The organism is Niabella hirudinis (assembly GCF_051201075.1).
Classification (GTDB): Bacteria; Bacteroidota; Bacteroidia; order Chitinophagales; family Chitinophagaceae; genus Niabella; species Niabella hirudinis.
Window position 1 is genome coordinate 661,120 of record NZ_JBPEHJ010000001.1, and the last position, 16,864, is coordinate 677,983.

Below are 16,864 nucleotides of genomic sequence, written 5' to 3' on the forward strand. Positions count from 1 at the left end.
CTGTTTATTTTATGGGTAATCTCACCAACTGAAGATTTTTTCATACAATTAACCATATGAACATAAAATTTAAAGAATCGCCATTTTGTCGGAAAGTATGTAATAATCGAAGGATAATATATAAATGGAAGAAAGTAATATGGTCGGTTTAAACAACTTGCTTTGGTTAGGATTTTTAAAATTATCCCTTTTATTGCTACTGCATTTTTCATATTGTAAAAGTTCTTGCATCTATCTATTTCTTTTTACTAAAAACCATAAATAAAAAGCCACCCACAAATAGTATTGCAATGCCCCACCTAAAAATATTCCATCCCATATCCAATATATACCTGGCTGAGGAGTTACATCCTCCAATGTAAAGAATCATAGCCAGAATAAGAAAGAAGATAAAAATTGCCCCAAGTTTTTCCATAATAATAAACGGTTAATTTTGAAACCACACTGATAGAAAGTTCCTTATTTCAATAGGAACTTTCTATCAGTGTAGCCATATTTGTAAGCGTGTGTAGTATCACCATATTGCATTTCTCAATGGTGACTTCATCTGTTTTATTCAAAGTATTGTCATACGCATTTGTAATGGCCTTTTTGATGGTTGCAAAAACGCTACTCAGAGCCAAGTTTATCTTTACGGATTGCACCATATCCCCATTATGCTCAAAGATTTTGCCTAACTGTTCTAATGGCACTATTTCTTTGGAAGTCCTTTTGAAGGAATCGTAGTACAATCCAATAGATAGCTTTTCGATGTTTTCAGATGCTTCTTCTCTTGGCAACTCCCCTCTTAATAGATAAAATAATAATTCAGCAGCATCTTTTTCATGACTGTTTTTAAAATAATCCGGATTTTTATTGACGGAGAATTTCTTTTTATTTCTTTTTAGGAATATAACTAAGAGACTTATGAGAATAATGGGAACAATAACTGTCGCAATTCTTTCCACTTTTTTCTCATAATAATATCGTTTAGCATCATCAATTCTTTCTTGTGAAATTCCAATCCCGGGTATATAATTTGCATCAGGGTCATACTTCATTAATTCACCTAAACCTTCTGTTACAGTATATGCTCCACTATTAAAAGGAGTAGCATTTTTAGTAGCGAAAGGATCATCAATTTTTAAAGTATTGTATCTTCCAGCTTTTTCATCAGATTTTGGATTTACTCCCGTTACTTCATCCAATCCTTCTGTTATAGTGTATCTTTGAGAATTAAAAGGAGTAGCATTTTTAATAAAGGAAATATCATCACCTTTTTTAAGTTGTATACCACCATACTTAGGTTTGTCTGATTTAGGATCATCTTCTCCTACTAAATCTTTAGCTTGTATTGGCTGTAGAATAGAGGAAACTGTATTGTACTTTATATTCAGGTCTTCCTTTGAATTGAGCTCTAATTGGGAACTGGGTGTATTCTCAATTAAATCATTCCTCTGCGTGAATTCTGTAAAGTCCTCATCAATATGGCTCTGACTTTCCTTAGCGTTAATCCCATTAAAGAAAGTATCACGCTCATCAAAAGAAGCCGTTTTGTAATTCAAAAGCATATAAGAGAATACATATACCTGGTTATACGTATAAAACAACTTCACATTCTGTTTTGACATATCTCCCGTAGCTGGGTTTATTACTTCTAGTACAACGTCCACACCTTTGAATCCATTTTTCATTATTCTTCTATAGTGAGGGCTAGTGCTGCCACTTACTGTGGCCAAGCCTTCAGCTGCTTTACTAAGGAGAACATCTATAGCTTTTTCTTGATCAGCCTTTTTTAATTTCAAGAAATCTGAATACCTTGGAACTACATCATTTTGGATCATGACAATACAAATCCCCGCTCTTCCTTTAGACGTATAAGTGTATAATTTGTTTTTTAATGAATACTTTGGCAAATTGGGAAAAGAACAGATGAAGTTCCCTAAATCCTTCTTAACCCAATTCTCCTGGGCATATATATAAGTGCAAGTCGAAAGGACAAAGAAATGCATCAGTAAAAGTCTTCTCATATATTCAGTTTATTCAAAACAGTTAAATTGATGTCGCTGGTGATAACCCCAAAGGTAATAGATATTGTGAAATTTGTTATCATAAATGATAACCAGCTTGACAGAACAGGAACTTTTAAAAAAATTAGGATTGAAAATCAAGCAATTAAGAACAGAAAAAGGACTGTCACAAAATGCATTTGGGCTGGAAGTCAATATGGAAAAATCAAACGTTTCCAGATTGGAAGCAGGAAACGTTAACCCCAAATTTGGCACACTTGTTAAAGTAGCAAAAGCACTTGATTTGCCTGTTTCAGAACTGGTGAAATTGGATTAACCCTGATCTACAAATAGTCTATTATGGTAGAGATTGAAAAAAATACATTTTAAAATGTAAAGAGACCATTTGGGGCTGTAAACGATCTCTGTCTCATTCCTGGGTATCCTGCAAAATCTTTCATTCTAAGCTAAAACGCCACTCCTATTTACTGAAAATCCACCAAAACAGAATGAACAAATTCAATAAAATCATTCAACTTCCAAAAATATTGATATAGGGGGCCTGTCCAAAACTTATCATTTCAGGCAGCCCCCCTTTTTTCCTACTAAACAGTTGCCATTTTACCATTTTCTGATGGTTCATAAAATTTGGCAAAATTAACTTCCGCTGGCTTAGCCCTGTACTCATATCTGAAATTAAGGGATATGATCTCACCGCTTGAAGTAGTGTATTCATATTCCTCACACCCCACTCTTTCAATAGTACCCGGCAACTCTGTACCTAAAAGAGCCTTGCAACTTTCTTCATCCAGTGTTGAGGGCATTGAAGCCTTTTTTACTGTCAGGTATTGATTACCTGATTTTGACTCGATAATTTCAGCGTCTCCCTGTAATTGCAGGGCATAGAACTTTTTGCCTTCAAAGGTTTCCCTCAACTTGTAACTAACAATTTTTACTGACATAACTTTTAGATTTTTAGGTTAAAAAACTGAATTGTATTACAAGAATGGGTGAGAGTGAATAGTTGGTTTTGTAGGAAAAAAAGGGAATAAGGCTGGAGCAGTGTAGAGCAGAGACTCAAAAAAATGAATATAAAATTGCGGCTAAAAAAGTGTGTATATTAATTTATGCCGGGGGGAGTTTTCCTTCTTACTTTAGGCCGGGGGTGAATACAGATTAGGTCTCCCTCAAGAAAATTTTATAGAAAAAAATTTATCCGCCTTTAAATTGTCCCAGTTTTATCAGTACCCTATATAGGCCCGGATAAATCAGGGACACATGCAACACCTCAATACTTAAAACGCAATAATTCTACAGCATACTCATAATCCTCATCGGTTATAATTTCGGCCTTACCATTTCTTAGCCTAGGTGGATCAAAATGTGTATCATCAAGCCACCCTCCATTGTTGAATTCTATTTCAATGACTTTATCATTTCTAACTTTGACGTCAAGTGTATAAGTACTTTGAGTGCCAGTTGATGGATTATAGTAGTAAATATAGGCTTCATATTTCCCATCAGGGTAAATATCCTCTTCGGCATTAAATTCATCCTCGCTTTCTGAATTGTTTTCCTCTTCTGTTACATTATTTTCTGGTAAATGCTCTGGGTTGTCAAAGTAGCTTCTTTCTTTAGATTGCTTGTATATGTATTCAGATTTATTATCCTCGTTTCCCGTACAAGATACACCACAAAATATGCAGCAGGCAACTGATAGAATAAAAAGTACTTTTCTCATAAAAAAATATTAAGCAGTTTTAAATCATTCTCAATATAAGAAATAAAAAGCAAGCCCATTTCTGGAACTTGCTCGAACCTAAAAAACCACAATCTTCCCTATGTTTTTACTACTCCAAAAACCACCTATACCCGCTATGGCCATTTAAAGCCATGGTTAATCCTTCTGTTAACTGATAGGCATTTACAGTTCTTTCCAGAAAATTATCAATGTAGCTGCTTTTAACTGCTCCTGTAAACAGATTGTATAACTGCCACAGATTAATATTCCCAGTACCAGTTGATGCAAAATTTTCATCTTCATAGTAGGCTTTGGTCACGGCACTAATTTGCCCATCATTTAAAGCTAAATAAGGAATCTGCAAGCGCTCTTTTTTAGGCAGGTAATTATATAATCTTGCTCTACCAATAAGCTGGCAAAATTGATGCTGCGTTAACTGATAGTCTGCAAAACCGTCAATCTTGGCAAGCATGGTATTTACATTGAAACCCTGAAATAACGGTACTATTTTAGTTAGTAGTTCATCAGTACTACTTGCTCTTATTTCTTCTGCATATCCATCTGTAGAAATACACATATTCAGACAGACCCGGTTTTGAAAACCAATAAACACCTTGAACTTTTCCATTGCCTTTTTACTGTATAGATTCTCCTGATTATAGGCCCGGACCCCTCCAATGCTTAATACTAACTCGTTGCCATTGATGACATTTGTAACACTTTTAACTTCATAAATAAATGCCATCCTTTCGTAGTAGATTGTTTTTTCATAGTCCTGCAACTCTTTAGCCGGTTTACCAATGGCTTCAGGAATCCTGCCTCTGATATCATGGCTGATTCTTATTTCTGGTTCAGATACCAATTCCATTGGAAAAACCATCTTAATGGCTTCAAATGCGGCATCTATAAATTGATGATGACTAATTGTAGTTTCATTATCCTTGCTAAACACAGGTATAATACAGTCGCTTGATAAATGAGATAGGCTAACCTCTTTTGTGTTAGCCTCAATAAATGATTTGCTTTTATTTCTGGATTGATCACTATCCAAAGAAATATTATCCTGATCTGTGATTTGTGGTATTAACTGAAGTTCCATTTTTACTAAAATTTTTTGGTTGAATAATTGACTTTGATTCCAAGAGTAGTTTTCTTGTTGTGAAATGGCTTAGTAATGGCTCCTGATACTGTGGGTAATCCTGATATAGCTTGATGAGTTCAGATACAGATTTACAGCTTTCAATTCTAGTCAAAAGTTGTTCTGATAAATCCATATTGTTTTTGACCCTATCTGAAATAGGCATCCCTGAATTGCACCAATCTATTATTTTTTTTCCTGTTTCAACTGTAATTATAAATTCAGGTTTATCTGTAAATAAACCAGTCCTATCCTTGGATGACTTTGCCAAGTGTTTATCATTGATGATTTCTAAGGCAATCGTCATTTCATATTCGTAACCGCCCCTTATCTCATCATCGAGGCCAGCTTTTTCTACTCTGGTTTTATTACCATCTGTAATCATATTATAGCTCTGTTTTTTCCTATTAGTAGTTATAATATGGCATTGAGACTGTAAAATAGCATTAAGCCATTTTTGATATAGCGGAGTTGCTTTCGCCCAATCCTGATACCTACCACCTAGTGAGTTTTGATATTCTAGTATGCCTCCCGAGCCTTGCCAAACGTGGGTAATAGAATCTACAATAATAATCTCAATCCCCGCTTGTTCACATATTTTAATTGCCTGAATATACCTGTCAGGAGTATAGGGTGGGTCAAGCCTGATGGTCTTAAAATGCCCCAAATGAGCATAAAGAGATGCAGAACCATTTTCTGTGTCAATGACTGCTATTTTAGCCCAATCTGGGCAAATTCCGTAAGCAATGAGCAATGCTGAATAGGATTTTCCAAAACCTGATGGACTGGCTATATTTAGCCTTAATTTTACTTTTTGTCTTTCTGCTGTTTGTAATTGCATAATTTTTTATTTTTTAATTGGAAGATTTTGTTTGAAGAGTTGAAACTTTTCCGATCTTTGTAATTGTAGCCAGTCACCCAGACTATTTTGAATTAAAGTCACTGTTTGAACTACCCTTAAGGGATTAGAGTTCGGAGTGAATAATTTTCGATGATAGAAACATCAGCTAAAAAAAAGTCATTTTTTTAGAGAGAATTATTCTCCTCCCTTGACGAGGGGGAAATGACAAATAAGAACAACACACAGTCATCAATCAATTCCCTGTGTGATAGCAAATCAAGAACATCTCCCGAGATTGATGGGGAAAGAATTAGTAATCAGATAGCAGATAGAACCCAATTTTTAATATTCCAAATCCCTGCGAATATTGACATAGATGTTCTTTTGGTTAATCATCCGATCAATATACCTAATGCAAAAGATTATCTTTTGTATCTCATGCATTTAATTCATTCTATTCCTGCCAGTAGCAAGAATATTTCCATTATTGATACAAACGGACATACTATTTTAAACAGTACATATCTGCAGAACATTGTGGACAACTACAGACCATTGTTAGATTGGCTTATTGATCTACACATTCTTCAGACAGATGGGTCTTATATAGCCAAAAAGAAAAGTATGGGGTACAAGTTTACTCCACAATATCAGGTTGAGCTAAAAAAAGTGCGAATAACAAATAAAATATTAGTTAAAAAATTGACTGTTCGCAAATGGAGGAAACATAATGTCAAACGCGATAAAATACAACTACAACCAGAACACTTATTTTTATATTCAGACATACCCAATAATAATTATGCAGACTATTCAACGTTGGCAAAACAAAAATTACATTTTATTTTCCAGTGGTTGAACTCTGATATATCAGTCAATTATGACGCAGCTATACAATATTTATATGCTCTAAAATCATTGGAGGAAAAACATCTAAATAAAGAGTATGCAATTCACAACTTTAATTGCAGAAAGTTAACACTTGACAATCTTAAAAACATTACCGAGAATTTATGTCATGTAGATAGCACATCAGGAAGACTACATAGTCCTTTCACATACCTATTATCGGATATGCGGGCTTTTATATCTCGCGAAGGGGCCATTTTAGTTTCAGCAGACATAAAAAATTCACAACCTCTTCTGTCATTAGTTTTTCTCGATTATGAGCTGTTTCAAAAAAATGAAATGCAAAAAAGGCTGGCAGTATTCAATCCAAAGAACTTTGGCGTTGAAGATTCAGGCTCTCTCTGTTCTATGTTAGGAGATTTTATCCAACAAAATGAAATAAACCATGACACAATATTATATAGGGAATTGGTTATTTCTGGAGAAATTTATGAGTATTTTGGCAATCTTTTAAAAGAGAAAGGAGCCGCTATTGACATTCCAGATTCTGAGTTAAGGGCCTACGCGAAAAAACAACTCTTCACCGCTTTTTTCAGCAGAAACAACGCCATCTTTAAAAAGGATGCAGTTCCTCTAAGAATTTTTAAGGAACACTTTCCCACCGTTTTTGAAATTTTCAGTTATATAAAAACAGGCACACATAATGCACTGGCATGTTCGCTTCAGAATTTAGAGGCCGAAATAGTTCTACATAAATCATGTCGAGATATTCATGAAAGAGCCCCTAATGCTCTTATGATCACTATACATGATTCAATAGCAACTACCTCTGACAACTTTGGCTTAACAGAAGAAATCCTCAAAGGACACCTTTTTAACGCCATTAATGCAGATGTTAATATAAAAAGAGAAGACTGGAATGAAAGTCTATTAAAACGGATAAATAGTCCCCGCATCTCTTTAATTCAAGCTCCAAATATTAGCGGTTCTCTATATGGATTTCATGACGAAACATATCCTACTGAAAATAAATTATATTCTTTTAAATATATTGCTAAAAGAGCTGGCATAAAAAGCAATAAAAAACTTTACCATGGCCTACGTAATCTTGGGTATATTCAGCACGACGAATTTCGTTGTAATATACCTAACCCCGCCATGCTTGATGAAAAACAGTTCCCTATTATTGAGAAAAAATGGAGATTTCGAACTATACGTACTCTAAAAGCCACTTCTAATGGAGTAAAGTTTATTCTAAATTTAATAAACACTAATCCTAATGAGTTTCAATAAATTGTAATAACGTCTGTATAAATTACCCCTTTAAGGGTAAGGTTGAACTAAATAGTTCAACCTTACCCTTCACTTTTTAGATTAGCTCACTAATATTTTTCAAATACTCTTCCATCCCGGAGTAGTTTCGATCTCTTAAATATCCCTCCGTAGTTCTTACTGAAGAATGCCCCAGCACATCCTTTAAACTAAAAATATCATTTTGATTAAGTGATAGACTAATATCTGAAAAGGTATGTCTGGCACAATGACTACTGATATGCTTAAAAATGCCCGCATACTTACACACTTCCTTTAAATACTTATTAATGTATGTAAGCTTGCTATTAATAACAAATTCTGTAGGAGCTTTCTCCCTTTCAAGGAGTGGGAATATATAAATACTATCCCTCTGATATCTTTCAAAGATCAGGCGCAACTCTGGCAAAACTGGCAATACCATTTTCTTGCTAGACTTACGCTGTATATATTCGACTTTGTCAGTATAGACATTGCTCCATTTCATTTCAACCATATCTCCGCCCCTGCAACCTGCCATATAAAAACAAGCCATAAAGAAATCCCTGGCCAAATGAAGTGAAGGGATATTAGGCAATATAACTTTGCTAAATGTCCTCAACTCCTCTATTGTTAGCTTTTGCTTGGTATTATCAGTGTACTTCAGGGTGATACTGTCAAATGGATTTCGCTTATCATACAGACCATGTTTTATAGCCTCATTCAAAATACTTCTTATTACACTAAGATTGGATGAAACAGTATCTCTTCCATTATTCTTTACATTCAAAAGATAGGCTTCAAAATCTTTTAACAGGGAATAATCAACCCTGCTCACAGGGAGATTTTTCCCCTTGAACTCTTTTAACTTATTAAGTACTGCCTCATACCGTCTAAAAGTCCCCATTTTTTTATCAGACTTGAATTGATTGAGTTTTTTCTGAATAGCAAAATCAAAAAAATTGGCAGTTTTAGGTGTCTCCAATTTTTCAAGAAAGTCCTGCAAAGTTATTTCTGCATTCTCCCTTATTATATCAAGATATATTTTTTCAGCATTCAGTAATTTTTGTTTCAAAACTGAATCATATTCTTTAAATAAAGGATGCTTTTTACTGATATTTTTCTTTATGGAATCCCAGAAAACCGGATTGATATGAATTCCTGTTTTTATTCGCTTATGCTGTCGGTGTTGGGTGCATCGTATCATTATAGCTCTTTCGCCTTTCCTATTGGCATAACTATCTAACTCAAGATTGAAATAAATCTTCATGTTTCAGAATAAATTTTAGTCGTTTAAAAATTCTGAAACAGTTCTGAAACAAAGTCCTGAAACATGTTTTGATGGATTCCAAATGCAGTTTGCAATCTCTTAATAACCAACAAAAAAGCACCTACATTTCTGTAAGTGCTTGATCTTTAAGTGACCGCGTCAGGATTCAAACCTGAAACCTTCTGATCCGTAGTCAGATGCTCTATTCAATTGAGCTACGCAGCCATTTTACGGGAGGGCAAAGATAGGGATTTATTTTTTCTCCGCAAAAAAGTTTATCGCTTTTAAAGTAAATCTTGTCTGCTCCCGTCTTCAATAGAAACAACCGTTTTTCAAATTTATAAAAGCAAAAAAGATGAAACACAAAATCATGTTCTTTCTTCCCCGCCTGGCGGGGCTTGCGCTACTGGTGGGACTGGCTTCGCTGGTATTATTCCTGCTTTTTAGGCTGCTCCTTCTTGTAGTAGCCATTGGGACCATTGTTGCCATTACAGCAAAATTGCTATCTGGCGCCCGCAAAAAATGGATGCAAGGATACCCTCCGGAGCACGGGCTACACCCACATTTCAGGAATCCCGGCCATAGCAACCCGGCTATGCCAATAGCAACCCAGGTCAATGCAGCCATTGTTCCCATAAACTAAATTTTTCTTAACCACAAAAAATAAAAATCATGTTTGCAAATCAAACCATAGGCGGACAAACACAACCGGGTTTCTCAGGCCCAGGTTTTAAACAACAGGGATGCTTCTTTGGCAAAAGAGCGGGCGGAGGACACCCCTGGATGCATAAACTCCATCGCTTCATGAGCGACTCCAAAGCCGCCAACATCGAAGAAACCGCCACAGCATTTATTATTTCGCTGTATGCCGCCGGGCTTCAAAAAGAGCTTTTTAGAATCGCTGTGAATGAGGGGGTATTAACTATCGGGTATACATCCCTCACGCAAGAAACATCGGCGCAATTCATCTACCAGGAATACCAGCCCGCTTCTTTTGAACGGTCCTTCCAGCTAAGTAATAAGGTACTTATCGATGACATCAGCGCCTCCTACACAGATGGTGTGCTAAGAGTCGTACTTCAAAAGAACCCGGAAACCAATAAACCCGGTCAACAAATTCCTGTTCTTTAGTACCGTTCCCAATACCGCATCCTGCATCAGGCGCCAATTTCCGGATTGGCGCTTTTTCGGCTTTTAACCGCTTCCATCTTTTGCCGGATCTTACCAGGTTGTGCACTCCGTCAATATCAAATCCCATAGGAGTATTATTTGTATTCATTACCGTGCTTTTCAATGACCCATGTACAGGTATATGCCTTTGAGATAACAAACTGCAGAGGTCCATACAGGAATTACAAAAAAAGGGCTGCCGATATAGAGGGCAACCCTGGAGATTAGCAACGGCGTTTTTCCTGTTAAATTATTCGGCAATGCTCCGGTGGCTGCCTCCGGACAGTAGCAGCAATTCCTGCACCTGGATTTCTGTTATGTATTTTTTCTGGCCGCTTTTATCCTCGTACTGACGGTTGACCAGTTTGCCTTCCACTACCACTTCCCTACCTTTTTCGAGATACTTGCCCGCAATATCTGCAAGCTTTCCCCAGGCGACCAGGGTGTGCCATTGGGTTTCGGTAACTTTTTCTCCCTTGGTGTTCTTGTAACTTTCATTGGTTGCAATACTAAAGCGGGCCATCTTTGTTCCGCCTGCCATTGCTTTTACTTCGGGTGCATTTCCTAAATGACCGATCAGTTGAACTTTGTTTTTCATTGTGTACATAACGTTGTTTTTTGGGCCTTTCGGCGGTGATCAGGTTATTATTACAACTGAACCGACAGCGCTATCGAATCAGCAGTTCAAATTTGCATCATCTCCCGGGCGATACCCGGTTTATAAACGTTTATTTACGTAAGTAAACGTTTATAAGCGTTTACAAACACTTATAATAAAATAATTTTGTATATTGAATCCGGAAAACCAAATCGATATGCCAAACACCAACACTATGCCAGAAAAACTGTGCCTTTCCTGCCAAAAACCGATACGGGGCAGGACAGATAAAAAATTTTGTGATGACTTTTGCCGGAATCATTATAACAACAACTCCCTTAGAGGCGGGCCCGAAAAGCTAATCCGGAATATCAATATCGCGCTTCGCAAAAACCGGAAGATCCTTCGCGACCAACTGAGACCAGCAGAGCAAACCGCAACCGTACATCGCAATAAATTGCTAACCGCGGGATTCCGGTTCAACTATATGACCCATCAGTACCGGACAAAAAAAGCGCAGACCTATTGCTTTTGTTATGATTATGGATACCTGCCGCTGGCAAACAACTGGCTCCTGGTTGTGCGGAAAAAAGGCGATGCCTAAAATTTTTTGGGGCCTTTAACCCGCATGCGCAGGGTGTAAATACTGGTGCCTGCAGTCATAAAAAGCAGGTCCCGGTTTTTTCCGCCAAAACAGACATTTGCCGTCCACTTTTCCGGAACGGGGATATGGGCTATCTCCCTGCCCTGCGGATTATATACGGTAATACCATTTCCGCTGAGATAAAGATTTCCCTTTTCGTCCAGCGTAATGCCATCCGCCCCCCGGGGCACAAATACGGTTTTACCGGATAACGAACCATCTTTCTGAATGGCGAAACGGTAGGTTTTGTTATCTTTTATATCGGCCACATACAGCAGGCGGCCGTTGGACGAGCCAACGATTCCGTTAGGTTTTACCAGCGCATCGGTAGCCACCATTGGCTGAACGGCGCCCCGTGGAAGGTAGTACACTTTTTGTCCGCTGATCTCCTGGGTTGTCCGCGTCCAGTAATTGCGCTGGTAAAAAGGATCTGTAAAATAGATCCCCCCTTTTTTATCGATCCACAGATCATTGGGGCCGTTCAATTTTTTTCCACCAACATCCTTTAAAAGGACGGTTATCCTACCCAATGGCGCGATGGACCAAAGCTCATTGTGCTCATCAGCGCAGGCCACAATATTTCCACGGGCGTCCATATCAAGACCATTGGCGCGCCCCGATACTGTCATAAATTCCGTTAATGTGCCATCAGGATTAAAACGCCATATCTTATTATTGGGTTGATCCGTAAAATAAATGGCCCCGGATTTATCGGCAACGGGTCCCTCTGTAAAAGAAAATTGGGCACTTACTTTTACCAGCATCGCATCTTTTGCAATGATCCCAAGGGAGTCGAACAAAGAGTCGGCCTCCTGCTGCGCACTTAACGCCGTGGCCCAAAAAACAAGCCCGGCAAAAATCATATTTCGCATACGCGTTCTATTTAATATAAATACCTGACGGAGCTACCCGGCATCCGGCCGGCCGCTATTTTATGCTTCGCCCGATAAGTTGGAGGATGAATGAGTGATTTTTATACAGCTAATCAGTTCATTTTTCATCCTTGATGTATCGGGGCCTGGTATAGATGTAAAACACCAAATGAAGAATGCAAAATGAAAAAGAAGTATTTGTCTTGAGAAAAGAGTCTATCGGTTTTGACTGAATCTACTTTTCCATTTTACATTGGATATTTATTATTTTACATTTTATGAAGGCTGTATTAAAGAAGGTTTTTTTATAGCTAATCCATTCACTTTTTTATTTCCGGCTTATCGGGGGCCCGGTATACATCCGGTGGTCTAAAGAAAGTGTTGCTTCTTCATCCAGTTTTTCAGAACGTCCATCCATTTCAGCTCCGATGTCTTATTGTTCATGCCAAAGCCATGTCCCCCTTTTTCATAATAAAAAACCTGTGCTGCTATCTTATGCACCCGCAATGCCTCATAATAATGCTGACTGTTTTGCCAGGGCACGCCTTTATCATCCTTTGCATGCACCAAAAATGCGGGCGGTGTCTTTTTGTTTACCTGAAGCTCATTGGAATATTTCCGGATCATTTCTGCTGAGGGCGATTTTCCGATCAGCCGGTCCCGGCTACCCCGGTGCATCAGACTGTCGGTAAAACTGATCACCGGGTACACCAGCACCGAAAAGTCGGGGCGCAGCGAGATCTTTTTGGGGTTGCTGATCAGGGTTTCTGCATAGTGGGTAGAGAGTGTTGCCGCCAGATGTCCACCGGCGGAAAAACCCATAATACCAACTTTACGTGGATCAACCTGATACTCCTTTGCATGTTCGCGCACCCACTGCACCGCGCGTTCTGCATCCTGTAGAGGGCCGATCGATTTATCTTCCATAATACGGTCATCCGGCAACCGGTATTTCAATACAAAGGCGGTTACCCCCCATTCATTGAATGCTTTTGCCACCTGCACCCCCTCATGACTTACAGCAAGAATTGCATAGCCCCCTCCAGGGCAAATAATCACGGCGGGACCATTGCGCAGGGCTTTTGCCGGCCGATATACCGTTATGGTGGGGACGGACACACTATTGATCCGGGTGATGCCATCGGCACCGGTTTCCGATTGCTCCAGGTTATCAGCAGGTTTGGCATTGGGTACCGTTGTGTATAAAGCTATTTCCTGCTGGGCATTCACCATCGTGTGTAATATAAGAACAGCCGCCAGGCTCATCGCTATTTTTTTCATTTCATCCCTTTTTAATCCTCAAAATATGCTTTTGCCGCCGACCAAAATGCATCCAGCGCTATCAAATGCTGCTTAAAAAAAGATATGATGGCCGGCCAGTCGCTTTTATTAAAAATATTCACCGGCTCCTGTTGGATCAGGATCCTTGAAATGGGACGCCCTTCTTCATCATAAACCTCCGTTTGCCATAACCAGTCGCTACCGGCTATTTCGATAAAAACGGGCTTTAATGCAATCAGTTTCTCAAACAATTCCATTCTTCTTTCTGTGCCGGGATGCGTCAATTCCACAGCAACGCTGGCCGCTCTTTTTGTTACATCCGTTCTAAAATAGATCCCCTTGATGCCTGTTTTATAATTGACCCAGTTCACTTTCTGTCCATCAGCATTCAACACCGGTTTGAGGTAGGTACCAAACGCAGTCCAGAATTCTTTTTTTAACAGAGCAGCCTCATTTTTACCATACATAAAAAATATAACATTAAATGTATCAATTGTTTGAAACTCTGTTTCTATAATTTTTAAACAGGCTTTGCCACCGCAGATTGAGGACCCCCAGAATACCTTCTTTAAGAATCCCCTTACTCATTTTCGATTGTCCTTCGGTACGGTCCTGGAAAACGATCGGCACTTCCTTTATTTTAAATCCCAGCTTCCAGGCAGCATATTTCATTTCGATCTGAAACGCATACCCCACAAAGCTGATGGCATCAAAATTAATGGCCCGGAGTACTTTTGCGGTATAGCACATAAACCCGGCTGTAGGATCTTTCACCGGCATCCAGGTAATAATCCTTGTGTAGAGCGATCCTCCTTTTGAGATAAACACCCGATCCGCAGGCCAGTTTACGATGCCTCCGCCTTTTACATAGCGGCTGCCGATAGCCAGATCGGCGCCCTTCACACACGCCTGGTGCAGCCGGATCAGGTCGTTGGGATTATGCGAAAAATCAGCATCCATTTCAAAAACAAAAGCATAGCCCCGGGCGAGACCCCACCTGAACCCATGTATATAGGCCGTTCCCAAACCCAGCTTCCCCTTTCGTTCTTCAAGAAACAGGCGCCCGCTGTATTCCTCCTGCAGGGCCTTCACAATATCCGCAGTCCCATCCGGCGAGCCGTCATCTACGATCAGCACATGAAATGCCCCTTCCAGGTCCATAACCGTTTTTACGATCCTGGCAACATTCTCCCTTTCATTATAGGTGGGTATAATTACAACTTTATCCACTGTATCTTTACATTCAATAACAACATCCGTTTGGAATGATATTCAGACAATAACCCGTCTGTTCCTTAATTTTTTCTCAACTTAGTTCTGGTAAAAATCTCGGTCAGTTTCTGTTTGGTATGTTGCGGAAAATCGCCTTTCATCATCCAGTCGTAATACTGCGGTTCCGCTTTTAATATATCTGCAACGGCTTTCCCCTTATACTTTCCGAAATTAAAAACCTCCACTCCATTGTCCATCACAAACCGGCGGGCAAAATCCACGATCTGCTCTTCACCAATCGCCTTATTGATGGATTCTACCGTTGTGCCCAGTTCGGGGTAGCGGGTAATCTGGGCAAGCAGCACTTCATGGGTTGCAGAAGCATCCGCCTCCGCTGAGTGTGCGTCTTCAAGTACCTTTTCGCAATAAAAACGGTACGCAGCCGACAAGGTCCGTTGCTCCATTTTATGAAAAATATTTTGCACATCCACCAACTTGCGCCCCCTCATGTCAAAATCAACGCCTACTCTTAAAAACTCTTCCACCAGCAACGGCACATCAAACCGGTTAGAGTTATACCCTGCAAGATCACAACCATCCAGCACCTGCTTAAGCTCCTGCGCGACCTGGGCAAAACTGGGAGCATCTTTTACCATTTCGTCCGTAATTCCGTGTATTTCCGAATTAGCTTTGGGGATGGGCATTTCAGGATTGATCAGCTTCCGTTTTACATTCCGCGTACCATCCGGAAGGATTTTTACAATAGCAATTTCAACAATGCGGTCGGAACCCAGGTTCACTCCTGTGGTCTCCAGGTCAATAAAAGCGAGGGGCTTGGTAAGTTGTAACATGTGATCTTTTTAAAACTTTAAAGATAGGGCATTTTCCGCTGCAGCTGAATTTCTCTGCTCAAATTTTTCTGCTAAAAAAGTGGGAAATCATAAATTTCATATATATTTGCACCGCAATGAAAATATTAGTACATACTCATCATCATGTAACAGACTTACCCGTGTAGGCCCGGTGGTGATATGTATCCAAATTATAGAAAAAGGCTTACAAAATTTGTAAGCCTTTTTTGTTTAAAAATAAAGCTATGCAGGAAAAATTAAGAATTGCAGTTCAAAAGTCGGGGAGATTGAGCGAAGACTCGCTGAAACTACTCAAAGAATGCGGCATTGGCGTACCCAATGGCAACAATCAGTTAAAGATCAACGCCGAAAATTTTGATGCGGAGATCCTTTTTTTGCGGGATGATGACATTCCTGAATATGTGCAGGATGGCGTGGCCGACATCGGATTTGTGGGCGAGAACGTAGTTCTTGAAAAAAACAAAGCCACCGACATTGTAGAGCGGCTGGGCTACGGCAAATGCCGGCTCTCCATCGCCCTGCCCAAGACCCGGAAAAAATTAGCCCTAAAGGACCTGGACGGCAAGAAGATCGCAACCAGCTACCCCTTCATCCTGAACAAATGGCTTAAACAAAACAAACTGAAAGCCGATATCCACGTCATCAGCGGATCGGTTGAGATTGCTCCCCGTATCGGTCTGGCAGACGCAATCTGCGACCTTGTAAGCTCCGGCAGCACCCTTTTCAGCAATGAGCTGTATGAGTTTGAAACCATCCTGAAATCAGAAGCGGTGCTTATCTCCGGCAAAAAACTCAGCCCTGCCCGTAAAAAGCTGCTGGAAAAATTGCTGTTCCGCATCCGCTCGGTAAGGAAAGCAAAATATAATAAATACGTAATGCTCAATGCGCCCAACAAGAGCATTGAAAAAATCTGCGCTTACCTCCCCGGCATTAGCAGTCCTACCATCGTTCCCCTGGCCAAAAAGGACTGGAGCTCCGTACACTCGGTAATCAGCGAGGCAGACTTCTGGAATGTGATTGAGAACCTGAAAGCAGCCGGTGCCGAAGGCATCCTGATCATCCCGATTGAAAAAATGATTGAATGAGGACGCCAATAGTC

Annotated in this window: 18 protein-coding genes and 1 tRNA gene; 6 read left to right on the top strand and 13 right to left on the bottom strand. The window is 39.5% G+C overall.

Features of this window, described 5'->3' with window-relative positions; genetic code table 11:
* Window positions 1-464: 464 nt before the first annotated feature.
* Window positions 465-2,009, bottom strand: a complete 1,545-nt coding sequence (locus GGU45_RS02505) for a hypothetical protein (protein WP_435221696.1) — start codon at window positions 2,007-2,009, stop codon at window positions 465-467.
* A 97-nt stretch (window positions 2,010-2,106) separates the two neighbouring features.
* Here GGU45_RS02505 and GGU45_RS02510 point away from each other — a divergent pair, with 97 nt between their 5' ends.
* Window positions 2,107-2,325: a helix-turn-helix domain-containing protein gene (locus tag GGU45_RS02510; RefSeq protein ID WP_435221698.1), complete on the top strand. Its 219-nt coding sequence runs from the start codon at window positions 2,107-2,109 to the stop codon at window positions 2,323-2,325.
* A 268-nt stretch (window positions 2,326-2,593) separates the two neighbouring features.
* Here the strand turns inward: GGU45_RS02510 and GGU45_RS02515 are convergent, their stop codons facing one another.
* The 4 genes from GGU45_RS02515 to GGU45_RS02530 form a co-directional block, all read right to left on the bottom strand.
* Entirely contained in the window at window positions 2,594-2,950 is a 357-nt protein-coding gene (locus GGU45_RS02515; RefSeq protein ID WP_435221699.1) for a hypothetical protein, read from the bottom strand.
* A 326-nt stretch (window positions 2,951-3,276) separates the two neighbouring features.
* Window positions 3,277-3,729 (bottom strand): hypothetical protein, encoded by a 453-nt coding sequence (locus GGU45_RS02520; RefSeq protein WP_435221701.1) that lies wholly within the window; start codon window positions 3,727-3,729, stop codon window positions 3,277-3,279.
* Window positions 3,730-3,838: 109 nt separating this feature from the next.
* Complete coding sequence (locus tag GGU45_RS02525) at window positions 3,839-4,828, bottom strand: DUF3871 family protein (RefSeq protein ID WP_435221703.1); 990 nt, start codon at window positions 4,826-4,828, stop codon at window positions 3,839-3,841.
* Window positions 4,788-5,708: an AAA family ATPase gene (locus GGU45_RS02530; RefSeq protein WP_435221705.1), complete on the bottom strand. Its 921-nt coding sequence runs from the start codon at window positions 5,706-5,708 to the stop codon at window positions 4,788-4,790. The genes GGU45_RS02525 and GGU45_RS02530 overlap by 41 nt, the downstream gene beginning before the upstream one ends.
* A gap of 222 nt (window positions 5,709-5,930) precedes the next feature.
* Here GGU45_RS02530 and GGU45_RS02535 point away from each other — a divergent pair, with 222 nt between their 5' ends.
* The gene (locus tag GGU45_RS02535) at window positions 5,931-7,850 is read left to right on the top strand and encodes a hypothetical protein (protein WP_435221707.1); all 1,920 of its coding nucleotides are present in this window, start codon (window positions 5,931-5,933) and stop codon (window positions 7,848-7,850) included.
* A gap of 76 nt (window positions 7,851-7,926) precedes the next feature.
* Here the strand turns inward: GGU45_RS02535 and GGU45_RS02540 are convergent, their stop codons facing one another.
* Entirely contained in the window at window positions 7,927-9,117 is a 1,191-nt protein-coding gene (locus GGU45_RS02540; protein WP_435221709.1) for a phage integrase SAM-like domain-containing protein, read from the bottom strand.
* Between the two features lie 151 nt (window positions 9,118-9,268).
* Window positions 9,269-9,342: transfer RNA gene (locus GGU45_RS02545), tRNA-Arg, on the bottom strand.
* A 130-nt stretch (window positions 9,343-9,472) separates the two neighbouring features.
* Between GGU45_RS02545 and GGU45_RS02550 the strand changes: the two genes are divergently transcribed.
* Window positions 9,473-9,760 carry a hypothetical protein gene (locus GGU45_RS02550; protein ID WP_435221710.1) on the top strand — a complete coding sequence of 96 codons (288 nt, stop codon included), beginning with the start codon at window positions 9,473-9,475 and terminating at the stop codon, window positions 9,758-9,760.
* A gap of 29 nt (window positions 9,761-9,789) precedes the next feature.
* On the top strand, window positions 9,790-10,248 hold the full coding sequence (locus GGU45_RS02555) for an Hsp20/alpha crystallin family protein (protein WP_435221711.1): 459 nt from the start codon (window positions 9,790-9,792) through the stop codon (window positions 10,246-10,248).
* Window positions 10,249-10,537: 289 nt separating this feature from the next.
* Here the strand turns inward: GGU45_RS02555 and GGU45_RS02560 are convergent, their stop codons facing one another.
* Window positions 10,538-10,885, bottom strand: a complete 348-nt coding sequence (locus GGU45_RS02560) for a single-stranded DNA-binding protein (RefSeq protein WP_435221712.1) — start codon at window positions 10,883-10,885, stop codon at window positions 10,538-10,540.
* Window positions 10,886-11,120: 235 nt separating this feature from the next.
* Between GGU45_RS02560 and GGU45_RS02565 the strand changes: the two genes are divergently transcribed.
* Entirely contained in the window at window positions 11,121-11,489 is a 369-nt protein-coding gene (locus tag GGU45_RS02565) for a hypothetical protein (protein ID WP_435221713.1), read from the top strand.
* On the opposite strand, the gene GGU45_RS02570 is transcribed toward GGU45_RS02565, so the two are convergent.
* The 5 genes from GGU45_RS02570 to GGU45_RS02590 form a co-directional block, all read right to left on the bottom strand.
* Window positions 11,486-12,400, bottom strand: coding sequence for an SMP-30/gluconolactonase/LRE family protein (locus GGU45_RS02570; protein ID WP_435221714.1), 915 nt, complete (start codon window positions 12,398-12,400; stop codon window positions 11,486-11,488). The genes GGU45_RS02565 and GGU45_RS02570 overlap by 4 nt on opposite strands.
* 369 nt (window positions 12,401-12,769) lie before the next feature.
* Window positions 12,770-13,681, bottom strand: a complete 912-nt coding sequence (locus GGU45_RS02575) for an alpha/beta hydrolase (protein WP_435221716.1) — start codon at window positions 13,679-13,681, stop codon at window positions 12,770-12,772.
* Window positions 13,682-13,692: 11 nt separating this feature from the next.
* Complete coding sequence (locus GGU45_RS02580; RefSeq protein WP_435221717.1) at window positions 13,693-14,148, bottom strand: DUF4268 domain-containing protein; 456 nt, start codon at window positions 14,146-14,148, stop codon at window positions 13,693-13,695.
* 22 nt (window positions 14,149-14,170) lie between these two features.
* Entirely contained in the window at window positions 14,171-14,911 is a 741-nt protein-coding gene (locus tag GGU45_RS02585) for a polyprenol monophosphomannose synthase (protein WP_435221719.1), read from the bottom strand.
* A gap of 65 nt (window positions 14,912-14,976) precedes the next feature.
* The gene (locus GGU45_RS02590; protein WP_435221721.1) at window positions 14,977-15,744 is read right to left on the bottom strand and encodes an exonuclease domain-containing protein; all 768 of its coding nucleotides are present in this window, start codon (window positions 15,742-15,744) and stop codon (window positions 14,977-14,979) included.
* Between the two features lie 245 nt (window positions 15,745-15,989).
* On the opposite strand from GGU45_RS02590, the gene hisG reads away from it, so the two are divergent.
* Window positions 15,990-16,850, top strand: coding sequence for an ATP phosphoribosyltransferase (gene hisG, locus GGU45_RS02595; RefSeq protein ID WP_435221723.1), 861 nt, complete (start codon window positions 15,990-15,992; stop codon window positions 16,848-16,850).
* Window positions 16,851-16,864: the final 14 nt, after the last annotated feature.

Excerpts from the sequence above, each read along its gene's own strand:
- hisG (WP_435221723.1), top strand. The coding sequence starts at position 15,990 with ATGCAGGAAAAATTAAGAATTGCAGTTCAAAAGTCGGGGAGATTGAGC.
- GGU45_RS02540 (WP_435221709.1), bottom strand. The coding sequence starts at position 9,117 with ATGAAGATTTATTTCAATCTTGAGTTAGATAGTTATGCCAATAGGAAA.
- GGU45_RS02570 (WP_435221714.1), bottom strand. The coding sequence starts at position 12,400 with ATGCGAAATATGATTTTTGCCGGGCTTGTTTTTTGGGCCACGGCGTTA.
- GGU45_RS02525 (WP_435221703.1), bottom strand. The coding sequence starts at position 4,828 with ATGGAACTTCAGTTAATACCACAAATCACAGATCAGGATAATATTTCT.
- GGU45_RS02520 (WP_435221701.1), bottom strand. The coding sequence starts at position 3,729 with ATGAGAAAAGTACTTTTTATTCTATCAGTTGCCTGCTGCATATTTTGT.
- GGU45_RS02535 (WP_435221707.1), top strand. The coding sequence starts at position 5,931 with ATGACAAATAAGAACAACACACAGTCATCAATCAATTCCCTGTGTGAT.
- GGU45_RS02515 (WP_435221699.1), bottom strand. The coding sequence starts at position 2,950 with ATGTCAGTAAAAATTGTTAGTTACAAGTTGAGGGAAACCTTTGAAGGC.
- GGU45_RS02505 (WP_435221696.1), bottom strand. The coding sequence starts at position 2,009 with ATGAGAAGACTTTTACTGATGCATTTCTTTGTCCTTTCGACTTGCACT.
- GGU45_RS02550 (WP_435221710.1), top strand. The coding sequence starts at position 9,473 with ATGAAACACAAAATCATGTTCTTTCTTCCCCGCCTGGCGGGGCTTGCG.
- GGU45_RS02590 (WP_435221721.1), bottom strand. The coding sequence starts at position 15,744 with ATGTTACAACTTACCAAGCCCCTCGCTTTTATTGACCTGGAGACCACA.
- GGU45_RS02555 (WP_435221711.1), top strand. The coding sequence starts at position 9,790 with ATGTTTGCAAATCAAACCATAGGCGGACAAACACAACCGGGTTTCTCA.
- GGU45_RS02580 (WP_435221717.1), bottom strand. The coding sequence starts at position 14,148 with ATGTATGGTAAAAATGAGGCTGCTCTGTTAAAAAAAGAATTCTGGACT.
- GGU45_RS02565 (WP_435221713.1), top strand. The coding sequence starts at position 11,121 with ATGCCAGAAAAACTGTGCCTTTCCTGCCAAAAACCGATACGGGGCAGG.
- GGU45_RS02560 (WP_435221712.1), bottom strand. The coding sequence starts at position 10,885 with ATGAAAAACAAAGTTCAACTGATCGGTCATTTAGGAAATGCACCCGAA.
- GGU45_RS02575 (WP_435221716.1), bottom strand. The coding sequence starts at position 13,681 with ATGAAAAAAATAGCGATGAGCCTGGCGGCTGTTCTTATATTACACACG.
- GGU45_RS02530 (WP_435221705.1), bottom strand. The coding sequence starts at position 5,708 with ATGCAATTACAAACAGCAGAAAGACAAAAAGTAAAATTAAGGCTAAAT.